Annotated in this window: 19 protein-coding genes; 1 reads left to right on the top strand and 18 read right to left on the bottom strand. The window is 67.2% G+C overall.

What is annotated here, in order from left to right; translation table 11 throughout:
* Window positions 1-3: 3 nt before the first annotated feature.
* The gene (locus LRA89_RS12780; protein ID WP_230770715.1) at window positions 4-300 is read left to right on the top strand and encodes a hypothetical protein; all 297 of its coding nucleotides are present in this window, start codon (window positions 4-6) and stop codon (window positions 298-300) included.
* Between the two features lie 30 nt (window positions 301-330).
* Here LRA89_RS12780 and LRA89_RS12775 read toward each other — a convergent pair whose 3' ends face one another.
* The 18 genes from LRA89_RS12775 to LRA89_RS12690 all read right to left on the bottom strand — a co-directional run bounded on the left by LRA89_RS12775 (window position 331) and on the right by LRA89_RS12690 (window position 16,254).
* The gene (locus tag LRA89_RS12775; RefSeq protein ID WP_230770713.1) at window positions 331-750 is read right to left on the bottom strand and encodes a DUF6950 family protein; all 420 of its coding nucleotides are present in this window, start codon (window positions 748-750) and stop codon (window positions 331-333) included.
* Window positions 747-1,391 carry a hypothetical protein gene (locus LRA89_RS12770; RefSeq protein ID WP_230770710.1) on the bottom strand — a complete coding sequence of 215 codons (645 nt, stop codon included), beginning with the start codon at window positions 1,389-1,391 and terminating at the stop codon, window positions 747-749. The genes LRA89_RS12775 and LRA89_RS12770 overlap by 4 nt, the downstream gene beginning before the upstream one ends.
* On the bottom strand, window positions 1,388-1,990 hold the full coding sequence (locus tag LRA89_RS12765) for a hypothetical protein (protein ID WP_230770708.1): 603 nt from the start codon (window positions 1,988-1,990) through the stop codon (window positions 1,388-1,390). The genes LRA89_RS12770 and LRA89_RS12765 overlap by 4 nt, the downstream gene beginning before the upstream one ends.
* Window positions 1,987-5,424: a TIGR02594 family protein gene (locus tag LRA89_RS12760; RefSeq protein WP_230770706.1), complete on the bottom strand. Its 3,438-nt coding sequence runs from the start codon at window positions 5,422-5,424 to the stop codon at window positions 1,987-1,989. Before LRA89_RS12760 ends, LRA89_RS12765 begins: the two co-directional genes overlap by 4 nt.
* On the bottom strand, window positions 5,417-5,590 hold the full coding sequence (locus LRA89_RS12755) for a DUF7697 family protein (RefSeq protein ID WP_230770704.1): 174 nt from the start codon (window positions 5,588-5,590) through the stop codon (window positions 5,417-5,419). Before LRA89_RS12755 ends, LRA89_RS12760 begins: the two co-directional genes overlap by 8 nt.
* A gap of 17 nt (window positions 5,591-5,607) precedes the next feature.
* Window positions 5,608-6,111, bottom strand: a complete 504-nt coding sequence (locus LRA89_RS12750; RefSeq protein ID WP_230770702.1) for a hypothetical protein — start codon at window positions 6,109-6,111, stop codon at window positions 5,608-5,610.
* Window positions 6,112-6,194: 83 nt separating this feature from the next.
* Window positions 6,195-6,452 carry a hypothetical protein gene (locus LRA89_RS12745; protein ID WP_230770699.1) on the bottom strand — a complete coding sequence of 86 codons (258 nt, stop codon included), beginning with the start codon at window positions 6,450-6,452 and terminating at the stop codon, window positions 6,195-6,197.
* A gap of 10 nt (window positions 6,453-6,462) precedes the next feature.
* Window positions 6,463-7,419, bottom strand: coding sequence for a phage tail tube protein (locus LRA89_RS12740; protein WP_230770696.1), 957 nt, complete (start codon window positions 7,417-7,419; stop codon window positions 6,463-6,465).
* A 60-nt stretch (window positions 7,420-7,479) separates the two neighbouring features.
* Window positions 7,480-7,920 carry a hypothetical protein gene (locus LRA89_RS12735; RefSeq protein ID WP_230770694.1) on the bottom strand — a complete coding sequence of 147 codons (441 nt, stop codon included), beginning with the start codon at window positions 7,918-7,920 and terminating at the stop codon, window positions 7,480-7,482.
* Window position 7,921: 1 nt separating this feature from the next.
* The gene (locus tag LRA89_RS12730) at window positions 7,922-8,587 is read right to left on the bottom strand and encodes a DUF6441 family protein (protein ID WP_230770691.1); all 666 of its coding nucleotides are present in this window, start codon (window positions 8,585-8,587) and stop codon (window positions 7,922-7,924) included.
* On the bottom strand, window positions 8,584-8,889 hold the full coding sequence (locus tag LRA89_RS12725; RefSeq protein ID WP_230770689.1) for a head-tail joining protein: 306 nt from the start codon (window positions 8,887-8,889) through the stop codon (window positions 8,584-8,586). Before LRA89_RS12725 ends, LRA89_RS12730 begins: the two co-directional genes overlap by 4 nt.
* Before the next feature lie 5 nt (window positions 8,890-8,894).
* A complete protein-coding gene (locus LRA89_RS12720; RefSeq protein ID WP_230770687.1) occupies window positions 8,895-9,173 on the bottom strand; it encodes a hypothetical protein in 279 nt (92 codons plus the stop codon).
* 91 nt (window positions 9,174-9,264) lie between these two features.
* The gene (locus LRA89_RS12715; RefSeq protein WP_230770685.1) at window positions 9,265-10,296 is read right to left on the bottom strand and encodes a major capsid protein; all 1,032 of its coding nucleotides are present in this window, start codon (window positions 10,294-10,296) and stop codon (window positions 9,265-9,267) included.
* Window positions 10,297-10,385: 89 nt separating this feature from the next.
* The gene (locus LRA89_RS12710) at window positions 10,386-10,748 is read right to left on the bottom strand and encodes a head decoration protein (protein WP_230770683.1); all 363 of its coding nucleotides are present in this window, start codon (window positions 10,746-10,748) and stop codon (window positions 10,386-10,388) included.
* A gap of 58 nt (window positions 10,749-10,806) precedes the next feature.
* Complete coding sequence (locus LRA89_RS12705; protein ID WP_230770681.1) at window positions 10,807-12,282, bottom strand: S49 family peptidase; 1,476 nt, start codon at window positions 12,280-12,282, stop codon at window positions 10,807-10,809.
* Entirely contained in the window at window positions 12,279-13,937 is a 1,659-nt protein-coding gene (locus LRA89_RS12700; RefSeq protein ID WP_230770679.1) for a phage portal protein, read from the bottom strand. Before LRA89_RS12700 ends, LRA89_RS12705 begins: the two co-directional genes overlap by 4 nt.
* A gap of 14 nt (window positions 13,938-13,951) precedes the next feature.
* The gene (locus LRA89_RS12695) at window positions 13,952-14,206 is read right to left on the bottom strand and encodes a hypothetical protein (RefSeq protein WP_230770677.1); all 255 of its coding nucleotides are present in this window, start codon (window positions 14,204-14,206) and stop codon (window positions 13,952-13,954) included.
* An 11-nt stretch (window positions 14,207-14,217) separates the two neighbouring features.
* On the bottom strand, window positions 14,218-16,254 hold the full coding sequence (locus LRA89_RS12690) for a terminase gpA endonuclease subunit (RefSeq protein ID WP_230770675.1): 2,037 nt from the start codon (window positions 16,252-16,254) through the stop codon (window positions 14,218-14,220).
* Between the last annotated feature and the right edge of the window lie 19 nt (window positions 16,255-16,273).

Below are 16,273 nucleotides of genomic sequence, written 5' to 3'. Positions count from 1 at the left end.
GAAATGATTTTTCTCACGGTTGCGGCGCTGCTCAGCCAGCAGATCGACAAGTTCGACAGCCGGCCCCCGGCATTTTCAGCAACGGTCGATCGCAAGATGGAGGACGTTGAACGGTGTATGATCCGGTATGGATACCCACCGATCGTCTATCGGCAGCCCGACCGGCCGGACCAAGTGACAATCGTATGGACTGCTGCTGGCAATGCCGCAGGCCGGGTCGACCTTAGTCGCGATGGCTCGAAAACGACGGTTAAATCCTGGCTTCCGGTAAAAGCTATACGGGAGTGTGCGGGGATCTGACGGGCCTACTACGCGCGGATATGTGCTGAACTACGCCCGCCACGCCGCAACGAATGCCACCGGCTGGAAAACGTCAGCAGCTTCCAAGCCTTCCGCCCAGCCGATCGTCCGCCCGTTGCCGACTGCGACCATAAGCGAACCGCTCCACGCACCATCGCTCGGCACCATGACAATATCACCGGGCAGTGCGGCGGCTGGCGGTATCCGTTGCAATCCCAGTCCGTCCATCGCCTCGGCGAGCGTAGCATAGCCCGCTCGCCGCAAAGCCCCGACCGCTCCCTTCGCAGTCTTGTAGCTCCCGGCACGACCAAGGCCCGGCCGGTGCCCCATCTCGCGGAGCATGAAAGCGGCGAGGCGCACGCAGTCGTATCGGCCCCATTCGAAGGGTTTGCCCTGAAAGCGATCAACGGCCGCCTGCGTCGCCTGCTGGCGTCGGATCATCCGGCTCATAGCGCGCGGGCCAGATACTCGGAGCCACCACCGCCGCCGGTGCCGTAAGTGACCCCGGCTGGTACCTTCTCGACACCCCAGTACGAGGTCCGCTCGATGCCGGTCATATTCGCCAGCCCGGTTTCGCCCGGCCACACCATTTGGTGTGTCGCGTCAGATAGTCGCATGCCCCGCTCGGTGTCGTGAAAGACCTCCAGCGCCGAAACGCACCGCCATTCGACCGACCGCCCATCCTTTCCTACCTTCAGCCGCGCCATATCAAGCGATCCCGAAAAGACGCGGATCGGCTCAGGGATCAGCAACCCCGTCGCGCGATCGATCACCGCCAGCCAGCCGGACACCTCGCTGCCCTGCACGTTTGCGCGCGTCAGATCCTCCACCGCAGCGGATGACGGCGGCCGGAAAGTCAGCAACCAGTCCGGCGCATCATCGCCCACGCCGTCCATCAGGGTGCCGGCTGCATCGAGCACCCCGAACCGCTCGTCTTCGCCCGCGAACAGGCGGTCACCCCACATGACCTCGATCGATCCGACGACGTGGCGAAGCGTGTGGTCGGGGAAGGCAATCTCGATCAGCGGCGCGATTGGCGAAACGCCGGCGCGCAGTTCGGCTGACATCGCAGGAGTCAGTCGAAAGGTCATCGCCGCTCCTCGATCGTGAAGCTGACTGGCTCGGTGCGATTCAGCACGCTGGTCACACCCTTCTCGGCGAAGCCCAGCACCTTGCCCTCGATCATCGGATCGTCGAGCGCGACGCGCGAGCCGTCGACGGTCAGGCCGCGCAGCATCGGCCAGATCGGAAAGGTCATCTTCCCGTCAGCGCCAGCGAGGATCTGGCGCGTCCCCGCAACCTGATAGACGTGATGCACCCCCTTGTGCACTATCGAGAATTGCTGGCCCGGGGTCACCGGCGCCGACCGGCGGACGCCGCGCACCTTCAGCACCGACCCCGCCTGGCCCGCGCCGTCGACCTCGACGGCATAGCCATAGAGCGGGCGCTTGATCCCCGGCTGGCGCAGCTCGATGCGACCATCAATCGACAGCGCCTCGGTCAACGCCGAGATCAGCAGCAGCGTGTCGGTGTCCCGCCGCAGATTGGCAGTGGCAAGGTCAGCCGCCCATCGATCACCCGGGCGCGGCGTGCGCAGGTCGACGCCGAAAGCGCCGGCCTGCTCCCCGCCGAAGATGCGTGGCCGGACGGTGAGCGACCGAATCCGCGTCCACGGGATCTCGACGCTCACCACTGCCGCCCCAGCCGCCGCGCGCCAGCGGCGCTCGCTTCCGCCTGCCCCATCGCGGCACCACCGGCGGCACCGGCGGTTGCCGCCTGTGCTCCCATGGCGGCCATGTCCTGGTACACCTTCTCCTGCACCAGCGCGCCGCGCAGATCGAAATACTGCGACACCTGTGCCGGTCCTCGATCATTCGCCGCCAGCATCCGCCGCGTCTCGCCGGCTGGGACGATGCTCGCGCCGCGTGGCATGCGCGCAATCTCGGGTCCGAATTCGCCGACCAGCATGTCGCCGCCCGAGGTGTACGGCGTGCCGCTGGCCGCGCCCGGCGGACCGATGAAGCCCTGCGACCCGCCGGCGGCCGGCGTTGCGACGCCGGCGCCCGCACCAAAGACCTTGCCCAGCGCGCCAAAGACGCTGCTCAGCGTGGCATTGCTTTCGCCGAACAACAGATTTCGGACCGGGTTGAGCAGCGCGAGCTTCACGAATTCGGCTTTCAGCATGTCCAGCACGCGCTTGCCGCCATCGCCCCAGTCCTTCCACGTGTCAGGCGACAGGACCGTATCGACGAGGTCGCTGCCGAAGCCACGGATCTCCTCCCAGATCGCGCGCTGACGCTGCATTTGTGCCAGCACTTCGTTCAAGGCGTCGGCATTGGCGAGGATTTGCACGCCTTCGGCGCTGTCGATCGCGACGCCAGCGCGCTTCAGGTCAGCGATGAGCTTCAGTTTCGACAGCGTCTCTTCGCGGATGTTATCGTTCGCGGCAACCAGCGACAACTCCGCCCGGGCGATGCCGAGCGCGTCACCCTGGTCGGCGAGCATGCCCTTCACGAATTCGGCGCGGCGCTTGTCCTGCTCGGCGCGCTTATCGATCGCGGCCTGCTCTTCCCGGCCGCCGGCCTCCAACCCTGACAGTCCAATCCGGTCGCCAAGCAGTCCGGCGCGTGATTTCAGATAGTCGGTCCGCGCCGCCGTCTTCAGCTCCTCGGCATTGGCCGGCGACAGCCGCGCGATCTCCGCAAGCGTCACACGGTAGCTGTCCGCGGCAGCGGTGAGCGGCAGATACTGGCGGGTCAGGTCCGCCAGCGCGTCCGCGTCTTCCTTCGCTTGCTGCGCGGCATCCTTGAAGGTGGCGGCATCGGTCGGCGCGCGGCGGAAGCCGAGCACGTCGCTACGTTTGAAGGACGAGGTGTTCACCGCGTCGCCCTGATTGCCGCCGGTCACCAGCACGCGCCCGTTCGCCGCGGTCCCGGCGTAGAAGCCGACATGGCCCTGCGCGGCATTGTCGCCGCGCTTCAGGACGACGATGTCGCCCTGCTGTGGCTTCGTCGTGGCGGTGCCATAGCCGAGGAAGCTGCGCGCCGACAGGCTGCCGGTGCCCGGCAGGCCATTGGTCGCCAGCACGGCATTCACGAAGGCGGCGCACCACGCGACCATCTTCGGATCGACATTCATGCTCGCCGACTTGAAAAGCGCCTGAAGATCGGAGCGGCCGCCGGCGGTGTTCTCGCTCAGGCCATTATACCGCCGAGCGGTGGCGAGCAGCGCCGCGCCGCGCTCGGCCGACAGCTCGCTGCCAAGCGACGTGGTCTTGTTCCGCTCGCGCTGCTTGGCCTGCTCGGCCTCGATCGCGGCGTCGCGGTTCTTGGTGATCGCGCGCAGCTCGGCGTCCAGCGCGGCGCGCGCCGCCTTGCTGCCGTCGGCTGCCAGCCGGGCCCGATCCTTCACCGCCTTCGCCAGATCGTCGTAATGCTTGGTGATCCGCTTGATCGGATCGGTCTGCGTCGCGACGTTCTCAGCGATGACGTCGACGATGCGCATATTCAACAGGCGCTGGGCAGCATCGGTGGCTTGCTTCGCCTGCGCCAGCCGCTCCTCGAGGAATTCGATCCGGTCGTCGCGATCACGGCGCGCCATGGCAGCAGCACGCGGATCGGTGTTGGCGAACGCACTCTCCTCCAGTGCCTGGCGCTTCGCCAGTTCGCGCTCGAGGATAGCCTGCGTCTCCATCCGGATCGCCAGCACCCGGTCGCGGATGTCGCGGGTCTGGCTCGCGGCGCGCACGGCGGCGCTTTCCTCGCTGGCAGCGACGCCCTTCAGCGCCTCCTCCTCCGCACGAAGCGCCTGTACCAGCCCGTCGAGCGACTGGCCGAAGAGAATTTTCGCCTGTGCCGCCTTGTCGCTGGCGGCAGCATCCTCCTTCAGCTTGGCGACGACATCGTCGAGCGATTCCTCCGTCTCGAACAGCTTCATGACGAAAGGCGTCAGAATGGTGATCGCCGCGACCACCGCCGCGCCCCACGGACCCGACATGAAACCTACGAACGCACCGAATTTACCCGTCGCGCCTTCGACCTTCTCGCTGACGCCGGCGACGCTTTCGGCGAGGCCGCCTACATCGACGGCAGCGTCGTCCGACGCCCCGCCGGTCGCCTCGATCGCGGTCCCCGCCTTGGTGCTGCCCTCGGTAATCATCCCGAGAGCCTGGAAGAACTGGCCGGCCTGAACCGACAGGATCGTCATCAAGCTACCGCCCGATGCGTAGCTGGCGGCCACGTCGTTGATCTGGAACCCGAGCTGCTGATAGCCGGCGCGCTGCTGCCCGGACATCTGCACGTCACGCGCCTTGGCGACAGCTACGGTATCGAGCGCGGCTTTCTCGTGGCGCAGCTTGGCGGCATAGTCGTCGAGCGACAGCACACCGGCGCTGACCAGCGTCCGCGCCTCCTCGATCTCCCGATTGAAGCGGTCCTGCGCGGCGGCGGCCGGGTCGATCGCCAGCACCATCGCCCGCGCGCGCGCTTCGAGCTGGTCGTAATGGTCGGTGAAGGCCGATGCGGATTCCTGTGCCGACTTGCTCGGCGCGGCTGGACCGGGAAGCGGCCCTAGCCGCTCGGCGCTGACCCCACCATAGGCCACGCCCTGCTCGGCGACCGACTTCCGCTTCAGCGCTTCGGTGACCCGGTCGAGCGCCTGCTGCTCGTAGGACAGCTTTTTCGCATAGTCGTCGCTGGACAGCGCGCCGGCCGCTGCGAGCTCGTCTGCTTCGGACATCGCGCGATTGAACCGGTCCTGCGCGGCGGCGAGGGGATCAATCGCCAGCATCAGCGCCCGGGCGCGGGCTTCGGCCCTCTCCTGCGCGTCGAGCAGTTCCTTGAACGCCAGCGCGGAATCGCGCGCCGACTTGCCCGATACCGATGCCGGGCCAGCGGTGGCGTCCACACGCTGCTGGACGGGGCTGGTCGGCATGAAGGTGGCCAGCTTCGCAGCGGTCCGTGCCTGACGCTGCATCGCCTCCTCGACGTCCTCACCGGCACGCTGATAGGCGCGCGCCCAGCGCTTCGCGCCGGCATCCCCGCTGTCCGCGATTTCGCCGATGTCGCGGATGACTTGGGCCTTGCCCTCGGTGCCAAGGCGGATGGCAGCCTTGCGATCACTCATCACTGCCCCCTTCGTCGCTATCGGCATTGATCCGCCGCACGATCGCCGCATCGGCACGCGGCAGGACGTCCGCCAGCATGTCGAGATCCGCGCCGAGCGCCTGGCCGACGCTCATCACCGCGCCGTAATCGAGTGCGAACGGCAGCCCGGTGCCGCTGACCCGCAATTGTCGCTGACAGGTCGTCAGGACGTCCCAGACGCCTTCGGCTTCCGCGTCTTGCGGCGCTTCGGCACGATAGGGGCAGGCTTCGCACCGTCCGTGCTGCCGGGCATCGCAGCTAAGCTCACAATATCGCTCGCCTGCGTCGCCGCCGCTCCAGTGCCAGTCGGAGAGGCGGCGAAGCCGTTTTTTGCCCGCTCCCGCTGCGCGAAGGGCAGGACATAGGCATTGTCGAAAGCGTCGAAGATCACCGGATCGGCGAGCAGGCGTGCGAGCGCGTCGCTCGAGAATGGAAGCTGGTCGAAAACCGGATGGTTGTCGTCGCCGAGCACGATATTGCCGTCATCGTCGAGCCGATGGACCGCCACGGTCGATGCGTCCCAGTCGCGCGCGCCCGCCATGATGAGCGCGTGGCTCAGCCTGTCGGTCAGATCATGCAGCGTGTCGGTCGCATCGTCCTCGGGCTCCGGCCCGTGTTCATCCTGCCCTAGTGCTGCAAGCGCAGCGCGGCGGGCGCGGCGCATCATCGCTCGATCGATCGGCGCGAAAAGGACGCGCGCGCCCATGATCGTCTTCCACTCCTCCTTGGGAGCGGCGGGGGCGACGAGCATCATTCCGCGTCATCCCCGGCTGGAGCTTCTTCGCTCGGCGCCGGCAACAGTGCGACGCGCGGCTCGATCCGGAACGCACGTTCCTCATCGATGATGACGAAGTCGCCGCGCTCGACGACGAGGCTGTCCCCGTTGACCTTCAGGCGGCGGATTCGGCCGGCACCTTCGTCGAGGGTCAGGACGTGGGTGATCTCGTCGCCAGTGGCGGCGTCGACCACGCGCATATCGGCGGCCGGGGCGCTGGTCAGGTGCTGCATCGTGTCCACCTCAATAGCTCGCGACGTCATTGACGAGCGTGGCCGTGACCAGCACGCCGGCCGACGCGGCGGCGAGAAAATCGACGCTCTGCTGGATGCCATTCGGCCCCTCGATCGGGGTCTTCACGCGCGGGAAGAACACGCGCGGCGCCGAGAAGCGCAGCGACGACGTGCCGCGCGCCCAGCCGAACACCAGCGGACGCGGCGTGCCATCACGCCCCGATGCTTCCATCGGCGTATCCAGCCCCCGCAAGGTCAGGCTGCCGGTGAACGACGGCATGCCGGGGTCGACGTCCTCGATCTCGCCGTCCGGCTGGATCGTCTCGACCTTGTCGAGCGCGTTCGAATAGGTGAACTGCGCGCTGGCGACCCCGTTGTAGGTGTCGCTGGCCGCACCGACATAGCCGACCGCCTGCGCGAAGCGGTCGATCGCCGCATAAGCGGTCGGCGCGCCGGCCGACGACGCGGTGAGCGGCGACGTCTCGCCCTTGCCGATCATCGCCAACGTGGCGTTCAGCAGGCCGGTGCGAGACATGGCGATCTGCACCGAATTGGCGCGCAGGCCATAATTCGTCGAGTAGCGCGGAATTTCGGGCAGCGCGACCTCGGCGGCGAGCGACGGCAGCGCCGCGGCACCGCTGGTGAAGACGTGGGTATAGAGGCCCGACACCGGCCCGGTCGTCACCGGCGCGCCGAAGAGGGCGCGCAGCCACACCCCGATCGCGCGGGTATCGACGGGCACGACGAGATTGCCGTCGTTGACCGTCACATCCTGCGTCGGATCGAAGGGCGCGCGCCCCTGCCCGAGCAGATCGCTCTCGATCCAGCCGCGCGTCGCGCCGAGCTGGTGGCTGACGAACGGCACGCGCCGATAGCCGCTCGCCGGCGGCTGGCCATAGGTGCTCTCGAAGCCGGTATGTAGCAGCGCATTCGCGCCGCGCGCGCGCTTGGTCGGAATGACCGCCATAATAGGGTCTCCTGTCGAAAATGGCGTGGAAGGTGGGCCGCGCGGATCGCAGCCGGAAAATCAGATCGGCGAGCTGGTCGAATAGGATGCGACGATGTCGAGCAGCGCGCCACGCGGAGGGCGGCCGGAACCCTCGGCATGGACATCGCCGGTCATCGGCGCCGTAGCCTCGATCCAGTCGCACAGGCCGCTGAGGAAACGGTCGGCGACGATCTCGCGGCCGATCGCGCCAAGGCTCAGCGCGATCGCCCGCTCGCTGATCGCTCCCGCCGGTGCCGGCAGGATGATCTCGACCGGCACCCGGTGGTCGTAATTGTACGACAGCGCGCCGAGGTCGACCTCGGGATCGCCCGGCTCGCCGCTGCGGACGATCGCGCGTCCGTGCGGGCCCACCCTCCCCGGCGGCGCATCGTCGCCATCAAGGCCGATGACCTCCATCAAGGGCAGCGCCCGCGCGACCAGGGCACGGATCGCAAAGAGGACGTCGTCGCGCTTGGCCATGTCAGCCCCCCATGCGGCGCGCGAATTCCGCGCTGTAGCGACCGGCCCATTCGTCGGCGACGTGATCGAGGTCGAAGAGCTTGGGCATGGTGACGCGCGGGACGAGCACGAACATCAGCACGCGCTCGGTCTCCCGACCTGCCTTCAATCGCCCTGCCGAGGCGGGACGAAAACCCGGGCGCCTCGCGCTTTTCGCGCGGACCAGGTTGAGGAAGGCGAGCTGATTCCCGCCCTTCCCCTTCTGGTAGAACAGGTCCTGGTTGAAGGCGCGCTCGACTTCGTTGGGCGTCATCCGGCCGCTCTTGACCCGCCGGCCGCCGAAGCCACTGCGTCGGGAATAGGGCACCTTGTCGGTCGGAATGGCGAGAAAGCGCTGCCCGTTCTTCGGATAAATCGTCGCGCCGCGGCTCAGGCTGTCGATGATCTCGGGGGCATTCGACCAGATATAGCCGGTCGGCGTCATGCTGCGGCGCTGCTCGGGATAGACCCGGTCGCGCCACGTATTCGCGAGACGCTGCGAGAGCCCGGCGTCGACCGTCGAGCGGCGCAGATCCAGAATCGTCTTTCTGGTGGTGACTCGCATGGTCTCGGTGGCGACGGAGCCGATTTCACCGCGGATTTCGCGTGCCACCTCCTGAAAGTCGGGAAGGTCGAGCGAGATCTTCACGCGATCGGCGACCCGGTGACGCTCCAGATACCCTCGTCATTCGTCGGCGCGCCGAAAACCTCGAATTGCTCGCCGCTATCGACGATTTCGATGGTTCCGCCCTCCACCAATGCGACGGCAGGCAATGTGGGAAACAAAAAGCGCGTTTTCGGCTGGACGTATTCACCGTCGCCCCAGCTCGCCATCGCCGATCCCTCTTCCCGGATCGCCGCGAAGGGACCTTGCCCATCGATCCGCACCGACGTGCCGAATTCCTCCTCATTGAAGAAGGACGCGATGTCGTCGGGCGATTCGATAGGCATGGGCGTCAGCGGATCAGGACGTCGACCAGCTCGATCGCGCCGGCACCGAACAGCTTTTCGAGCTGGGCGTCGTCGAGATCATGCTCGGCGGCGAGCTCGTCGGTGATGATCGTGCCGCCATCGATCTTGTCGTCGGGCTCCGGGCCGGTGCGCAGCTCGTGGACCGCGCGCGGCAACTTTTCCTCGCGCGGCGCGGTCGTGCCGGTATCGGCCGTGGTGGTATCGTCGGCGGTATCGGCAGGCTTGCCACGCGATCCGCGTGCGGTGGAGGTCGTGGGGTCCATTGTATTTTCCCGTTGGAGAGTGCCGACCGTGATCGATCGGACAGGAAGACGCCCCGGTAGCTAGGCTACCGGGAGGCCCGATCGTTCGGCGTCAGCGGACGGTCATGCGCCCGCTGGCGTTGACGCGCTTCGGCACGAAGATTGGTGCCGACTGCGTCATGAGGATCTCGGCGCCCGGATTTTCCTCGATCCAGTTTTTGCTGAAGAGCCGCGCCGCGCCGTAATTGTTGCGCGGGTCCTGAATCGCGCCGTAGCAGGGCGTACCCTCGTAGGCGCCCGGCGCACCGACGATCAGATCGTACGGCTGGAGCAGCTTGCGCAGCGTGCCGTCGACGTCCTCGTAGCTGTCATTGTAGACGTACAGCTCGACCGTGCCGACGCGGCCCTTGAAGACCGGCGATCCGAGCACGCCCGGCTTGAAGCCGAGATCGATGGCGCTCGTGTTGCCGGCATAGGTCGTGTCGAGCCGGTCCTTCAGCTTGGGATCGGCGGCGAACAGCGCCCACGCCAGTTTCTCGAAGACGACATGGCTCGGTGCCGCGCCGCACTCCTCGGCGATCTCCTCGATGAACGCATCGAGGCTGTCGAACGGCGACACGCCGCTCTCGCCCCAGCGCGCGGTATTGAGGAGGGCCTTGGTCAGCGATGCCTTGCGCCCGAAGCTGACCACCGATCGCGGATAGTCCTTGCCCTCGATGATGACACCGCCGGTGCGCAGGATCTCGGCCGACATGACCTCTTCGCGCCGGTCGATACGATTGACGTGCTTCTGGAGATAATCGAGGAAATACAGATCGCGGCGCTGGGCCAGCGTGAACGCGCCGCCGAGCGGTTCGCCCGGCCGCCGCTTCGAGATCTTGTCCGGCTCGATGCGCGTCAGCGGCTTGGTATAGCCCGGGGCGAAGCTGTCAGTCTGGAACGGCTTGTCCTGGTCGGGCGTGCCGGGCGCATAGGGACTGACCCACGGCGCGATGCGCAGGTCGTCGAACACGCGATCGAATTTCACGTCGGGCGTGTCGAATTCGATCGGAGCGGCGCCGAAGAACAGCGCGCGGAGGAAATTGCCGGGGCCGCGCAGCGGGGCGATCAGGCCGGCGAGGGTCGTGACGTCATAGGTATCCATCGCGGATACTCCTTCCGGAAACGGAGAAGGGCCGCCCGATCACCGTCGGACGGCCCCTTGAATGGGTGTAGAGGGCGAGTGCCGACCGATCAGATCGAGAAGGTGATGCTCTTCAGACGCAGGCCCTCGCGGATGCTCGTGAGGGTGTGGCCGGCGCCGAGGACGAGCTGGTCGCCGATCAGATCGGCGCGCTCGTACACCACCGCCTGCTTCTCGCCATCGCGGGTGTCGACGGCGTAGGGCAGCACGACATCGGGCGTCTGGCTACCATCGCTCGATGCGGCGGCCGACAGCTTCGCCTTGCCATCGGCGGTGACGGTGCCGAGCACGCTGCCGGCGGCATACAGCACACCGGCCACCAGCGTAACCTTGCGGGTGATGGGCGATCCGCTGCGGATGAGGGTCTTGGCCGGCGACGAGGTCTCCGACGAAAATTGCGCGTTTGCGTACATGCGCGGGTCCTTCTGGAATGGGCCGCGCGGACCGTCCGCGCCGCCGGAGGGGTGGGCGTCAGCCCTTCAAATGCGACAGCGCGGCGTGACCGGCGGTCCGGGCGAAGGCGAGGATACCCGCCGCCTTGTCCGCGCCCGTCTTCGGCTTGCTGGGGTCGGCGGTCGCCGATGCCCCGGTCACCGGCAGCTCGCCCGGCTGCACCGAACCCGCACGGAGCTGGTCGACGGTCGCACCGCGGTCACGGCTCGCCTTTGCCAGCCCGATCGCGAAGTCGCCGGCGCTCTGACCGGTGTCGATCGCCGCGCGCAGCGATGCCGACATGCTCGTCTCCGGGCACAGCTCGGCGAGCGCGAGGATCCGACCGCGTTCGCCGTCCGCTGCCTGCGCGGTGGTCTCGGTCGGCTCGGCGACGGCGGTGACGGTGGTGCCCTCGAAGCCCGCCTCGGCGAGCTGGGACTGGATGGCAGCGGCAATGTCGGCCGACCCCATGATCGAAAGGGCAGTGATTCCGGCGATGGTCTTCGCCATGGCGGTATTCTCCGTGGATTGGCGCGCACCGGACCGTCCGGCTCGCGAGGGTTGTGCCGGCGAAGTCCGGCCGTTGACGCGGGAGACGAATTCGGCCTGCGAATCCGCCCATCCCATGACCTTGTCGACGAGGCCGGCCTTGACCGCTTCCTCGCCGCGATAGACGCGGGCCTCGGTGGCCCGGACCGCCTCTTCCGACATGCCGCGCGCCGTCGCGACGTGCGCCACGAAGCGGCCATAGGCATGGTCGATATTCGTCTGGATCGACTGGCGGACCTCCTCGGGCAGCGCTTCGAACGGGTTCCCGTCCGCCTTGTGCGCTCCGCCGTGGATCAGCGTGACCTTGACCCCGTCCTTCTCCAGCTTGGCCGAGAAATCGGCGTGCATGCAGATGACGCCGATCGATCCGGCGAAGCCGAGGTCCTGGACGGTGATCTCGTCGCAGCACGCCGCGATCGCATAGGCGGCCGAGCAGCCCGACCCGCGGATGATCGCACGGCTGGGCTTCTTGCCCCGGTCCGCCATCATCATCGCGCAAAGCTCGTTGAGGTCGGTCACCTCGCCGCCGTCCGAATGGATGTCGACGATGGTGCCCTTCACGCCGGCGTCGCGCTGCGCGATCGTCCACGCCGCGCGGATCGCGTCATAGCCGGTGAAGCCCGACGACGGATTCACACCGCCGCCGTTCTCGGCGATCAGCTCACCCCGGATATTGATGTGGGCGACGCCTTCCTGGACGTCGATACCCCACTCGCCGGTATTGGCGGCTGGGAAGCGCTCGGCCGAGGTGCGCTTGGCCTCGATTTCCGCACGCGCGCCAGCCGCACGCGCGACCAGTGCGTCGATGCCGAGCTGCTCGCCACCGGCGTGGACGAGGAGCTGCCCGACATCGAAGCGCGGCCCGACCGCGCCGAGCACGATTGAGGCGGTCGAGGGCAGCACCGCGAGCGGTGTATTGAAGAGCCGGCGCGTGATGTCCGCGCGACTGAAGGAGCGCATGCTCATTCCTCGTCCTTTTTCTGGTCGGCTGGCTCGGCGTCGGCCGGCTCGGCCGTGGGTTTCGCGGCACCCGGCTGCGATGGCACCGGCAATCCTTCGGCCAGCCAGGCGCGATGCTCGGCGCCGCGCCGGCGGATATTCTCGCGGAAGCTGCCGCCGGTCAGCTCGGCGGTGATGTCCTCACCGGTCCGCCAGCCATTGTCCTGCTGGGTCTGGAAGCCCTTTGCCTCCTGCGCCGGATTGAGCGAGATCTTGCCATCGCCGCGCCAGTCGACGCCGCACCATGCCGCGCGCACGCGCAGGTCACGGAAGAAGCCCGGCATCTTGTACGCGCCGGTCGCGACCTGCTCGGCGAGGAAGCAGACATAGGTCGGGACGCAATGGTCGCCCCCGATCCATGCCCGCTCGGCGCGAACCTTGAGGTACAGCGCCTCCAGCTCGGCTTTCGAAGCCGTATAGCTGGAATTGAACATCAGCATCAGCACGCCATGCGGCACGCCGATCGCCGCGCCGATCTGCCGGCAAATCGCCTGAAAGAACGGGTCGAAATTGGAATTCGGCCGCCCCGGCGTCGAAATTTCGACCTCGGCGTCGCTGTCGATTTCCAGCACCGACCCCGACTCGAATCGGTATTGGTTCGGCTCGGCCGGGGCTTCCAGCGGGGCGACACCATCCTCGCCGTCCGTCCCGTCGCCATAATCCGGCTCGGGCATCGGCTGGCCGCCGGGCGTCTTGTAGACGATCGCCAGCATCGCCGAGAGCACCGTAGCATACAGCTCGGCGTCGCTGGCATCGGAGATCGTCTTGAGCGGCTCGATGATCGGCGCGAGCATGCCGACGCCGCGCACCTGCTCGGGCCGCTCCCTTTTGAAGATATGGACCACGCGCGGAAGCTGGAGGTCGCGGTCCCAGGCTTCGATACGCTCGGGGACCAGATGGTCGGCGCTGCGCAGCACCAGGTCGCCCGGATGCTGCTTGAGGATATGATAGGCGACCGCCGCGCCATAGGCATCGACCTCGACACCGCCGGCGATCTGCCGGCCGGTCTTCGGGTCGATCCCACCATCCATCACGCCCGGCGGATTGCGCAGCCGATCCGCTTCGATCAGCTTCCACGCGGTCAGCGCCACCCGCCCGGGCTGATCGTCGGGCATGACGCGCAGTGCGAGGATGTCGCCCGAGGTAATTGCCCCGCCATAGACCACCGCCTGCTGGCCATAGCCCGTCGACTTGCGCTCGGCATCCGGGTCCTTCGACGACAGATAGGCATCATAGTCGGTCGCGATGCGGAGCTGCCAAGCCTCGGTCTGCTCCGGCGTCAGCCCCAGCGCCTCGCCGTCGATCGCCGGCATTGCCATGAGGCCGGTGCCGATCGCGAAGGTCACCATCCGCCCGATCGCCGCGGTCGCGATCGGCTGGTTCATCACCGCATCACGCTGCTCGGCACGGAGACGATCCGATCCCGGCAGCATATCGGCATTCGCCGATCGCGCCCGCGCTGTGCTGCCCCGCCGGCGGCCCCGCTCGCTGTTCGCGCCGCGGTATCCGCCGGTGCCGAGCATCGATGTCGACGCGGCGATCACACCGCGCTGGACGATACGCTCGGCACCGGCGCGCGGGCTGAAGAAGCCGATCGCGCGATCGAGCAGGGTCGGGCGCACCTCGAATCCCATCGTCAGCGCATCCGGTACCGGCCGCCGCGCACCCGACCGACCGCGCGGGGCGTCGGTAGCGCGCGTTGCACCGGATTGAGCTTGTCGACCCAGCTCGACCAATAGTCGATGCCATTGCGGATCTCGACCAGATCGGCGCGCGTCATCTTGCGCCCGGCGATCTCATAGCTCTGGTTGTCGAGCACGCGCGCCTCTGCCTTCATATACAGGGCGAGGCGCGCGGACGCGGTTTCCAGCGTGATGCCGACGTCGGTCATGGCATCTCCTTTCAATGCTGGCGGACGACGCGGACGCCGCGGCGTTTCGGTTGCGCCGGTCGAACGGCCGCTGGACGTTGCACCTGAACGGTGGTGGTGGCCGCCGCAGGCTTCGGCTGCTCGGTCGCCGGCGTGTCGGTCGCCAGCACGATTGCCGGCGCGATCGCGCGCGGCGGTCGCGCCCATTGCGGCACCCGCGTCAAATTCTGGTCGAGCCCGACCAGCCGCAGCATCACGACCAGCGAATAGACCAGTAGATCCCACGTCTCGTTGCGGACGCCTTCCGGCTTGGTCCACAGCCCCTCGGCCTGCTCCTCGGCCCGCAGCTCGTCGATCCGATTGCTTGGCAGATCGGACGGCAGATCGATGAATGCCGGCCCGGCATGCGGACGCCGCAGGCGATAATCGGCGATCGATTTCATGCGGTTGACGTTCGGCACGTAGAGCTCGCACTCCGGCGCGCCCTTCACCTGTCGCTTGGCATCGACCGTCGGCGGCGGCAGCAACCGCCCGTTCGGCTTATTGCCGCCCTTCAGCAGCGTGATGACTGTCGCCGCCAAGGCCGCCCGCTTCGCCTTCCGATTGCCGGTGACCATATCGTGCCACCAGGCATAGGCATTGTCGGTAGCGTCGTCGGTGCCGCCGGTATCGACCCCGGTGCAGAGGATCTTCATCCGAAGACTGGGATCGCGCTGCATCGGGTAGGTCCGCGAAAGGACCTTCTCGTACAGCACGCTCCAATGCTCGGGCCGCTTGAATGGCTCGAGCTTGGTAATCCCGTCCGCCAGCGTCAGGATGTCGTACCGGTCGATGATCCACGCCCGATTGCCGACGCCATGCCCGACGATCATCACCGAAAAGCGGTCGATGCCCAGATCGACCGTGGCGGTCAGCGCGACCACGCCATCGGGCACCACACCCATGACATAGGTCGACGCCGCCGCGCGCTGCGTCAGCATGTCGACCGTCACCGGCGCGTCCCCCGATCCCCGCGAGACGTAATTTCGACCGATGACCGTCTGCGAATGCGACTTCAGCGGGCCTTCGTCCTGGTGGTCCGCGAACCGCAGCTCGGCGAGGCGGTATTTCTCCGCCATGCTCGACCAGGGCGCGAGGCCGAAGGTCCCGTCCCAGTAATAGCTGTCGATCGTATTCGGCTCGAGCTCACCCTCGCGTCCGCCTGGAACCGCGCGCTGCCCCTTCCCGATCCAGCGGCCGGTTGCCATCAGCGCCGGCTTGTCGGTCTGCTTGTGCGAGCCGCCACAGGTCGGGCAGATCATTTCGACACTGGCGCCGGCCTGCATAGCGGTCCCGTCGCGCACGAAGTCCAGCCGGTCCCACGACATCTCGAAAGGATCGCCGCAGGCTTGGCAGTCGACATACCACCTATTCGCGGTGCCCGACGCCACCAGCGGCTCGATGCCTCGCTTCGGCCCCTTCTTCGGGCTCGAATTCACATACAGCTTGGTGCCGTATTCGAGGAAGCTGGTGGTGCGCCCGCCGAACAGCGACACCGCATCGCCCTGATCGCCGATGTCGTCGTCGAAATCGTCGAGGTCGTCCATGCGACCGCGCGAGAACGGCCGGGCGCGAAAATTCGGTCCGCTCGGGTGCAGGAAGTGCCAGTCGCACCCCTTGAACCGCTTGATATTGATATTGTCCGACCCGATCCCGCTAAGCTGGCGGGCATAGACGTCGGGGCATTCCTCCAGCAGCTTGTCGATCTGCGTCGTGACATACGACGCGACCAGCTCCTTGGTCGGCGCATAGAAGGCGATGTCCGCCGGGTCGTAGATGACCGAGTGGACCTGCCAGTTGTTGCCGACCTCCGACTTGCCCATCTGGCTCGGCCCCATCACCGCGACGATCGCGTAGGGGCTGGTCATCGCCAGCGAATTCGTCGGCTGGACCAGGTGCTGCATCGGCACCGGGCTGTCGCGCCACGGACCGCTATATGCGCCCGGGTTGCGCAGGAACCGGTGTTCGTCCGCCGCCTCCATCGGCGTCAGCTTCTTGGGGAACAGGATCTCCGCGAAAGCGCGCTGCATCGCTGCCGCTGCCCGTGCA

The organism is Sphingomonas sp. Leaf4 (genome assembly GCF_920939515.1).
Taxonomy (GTDB): Bacteria; Pseudomonadota; Alphaproteobacteria; order Sphingomonadales; family Sphingomonadaceae; genus Sphingomonas.
This window is presented reverse-complemented; position numbering and strand designations above follow the sequence as displayed.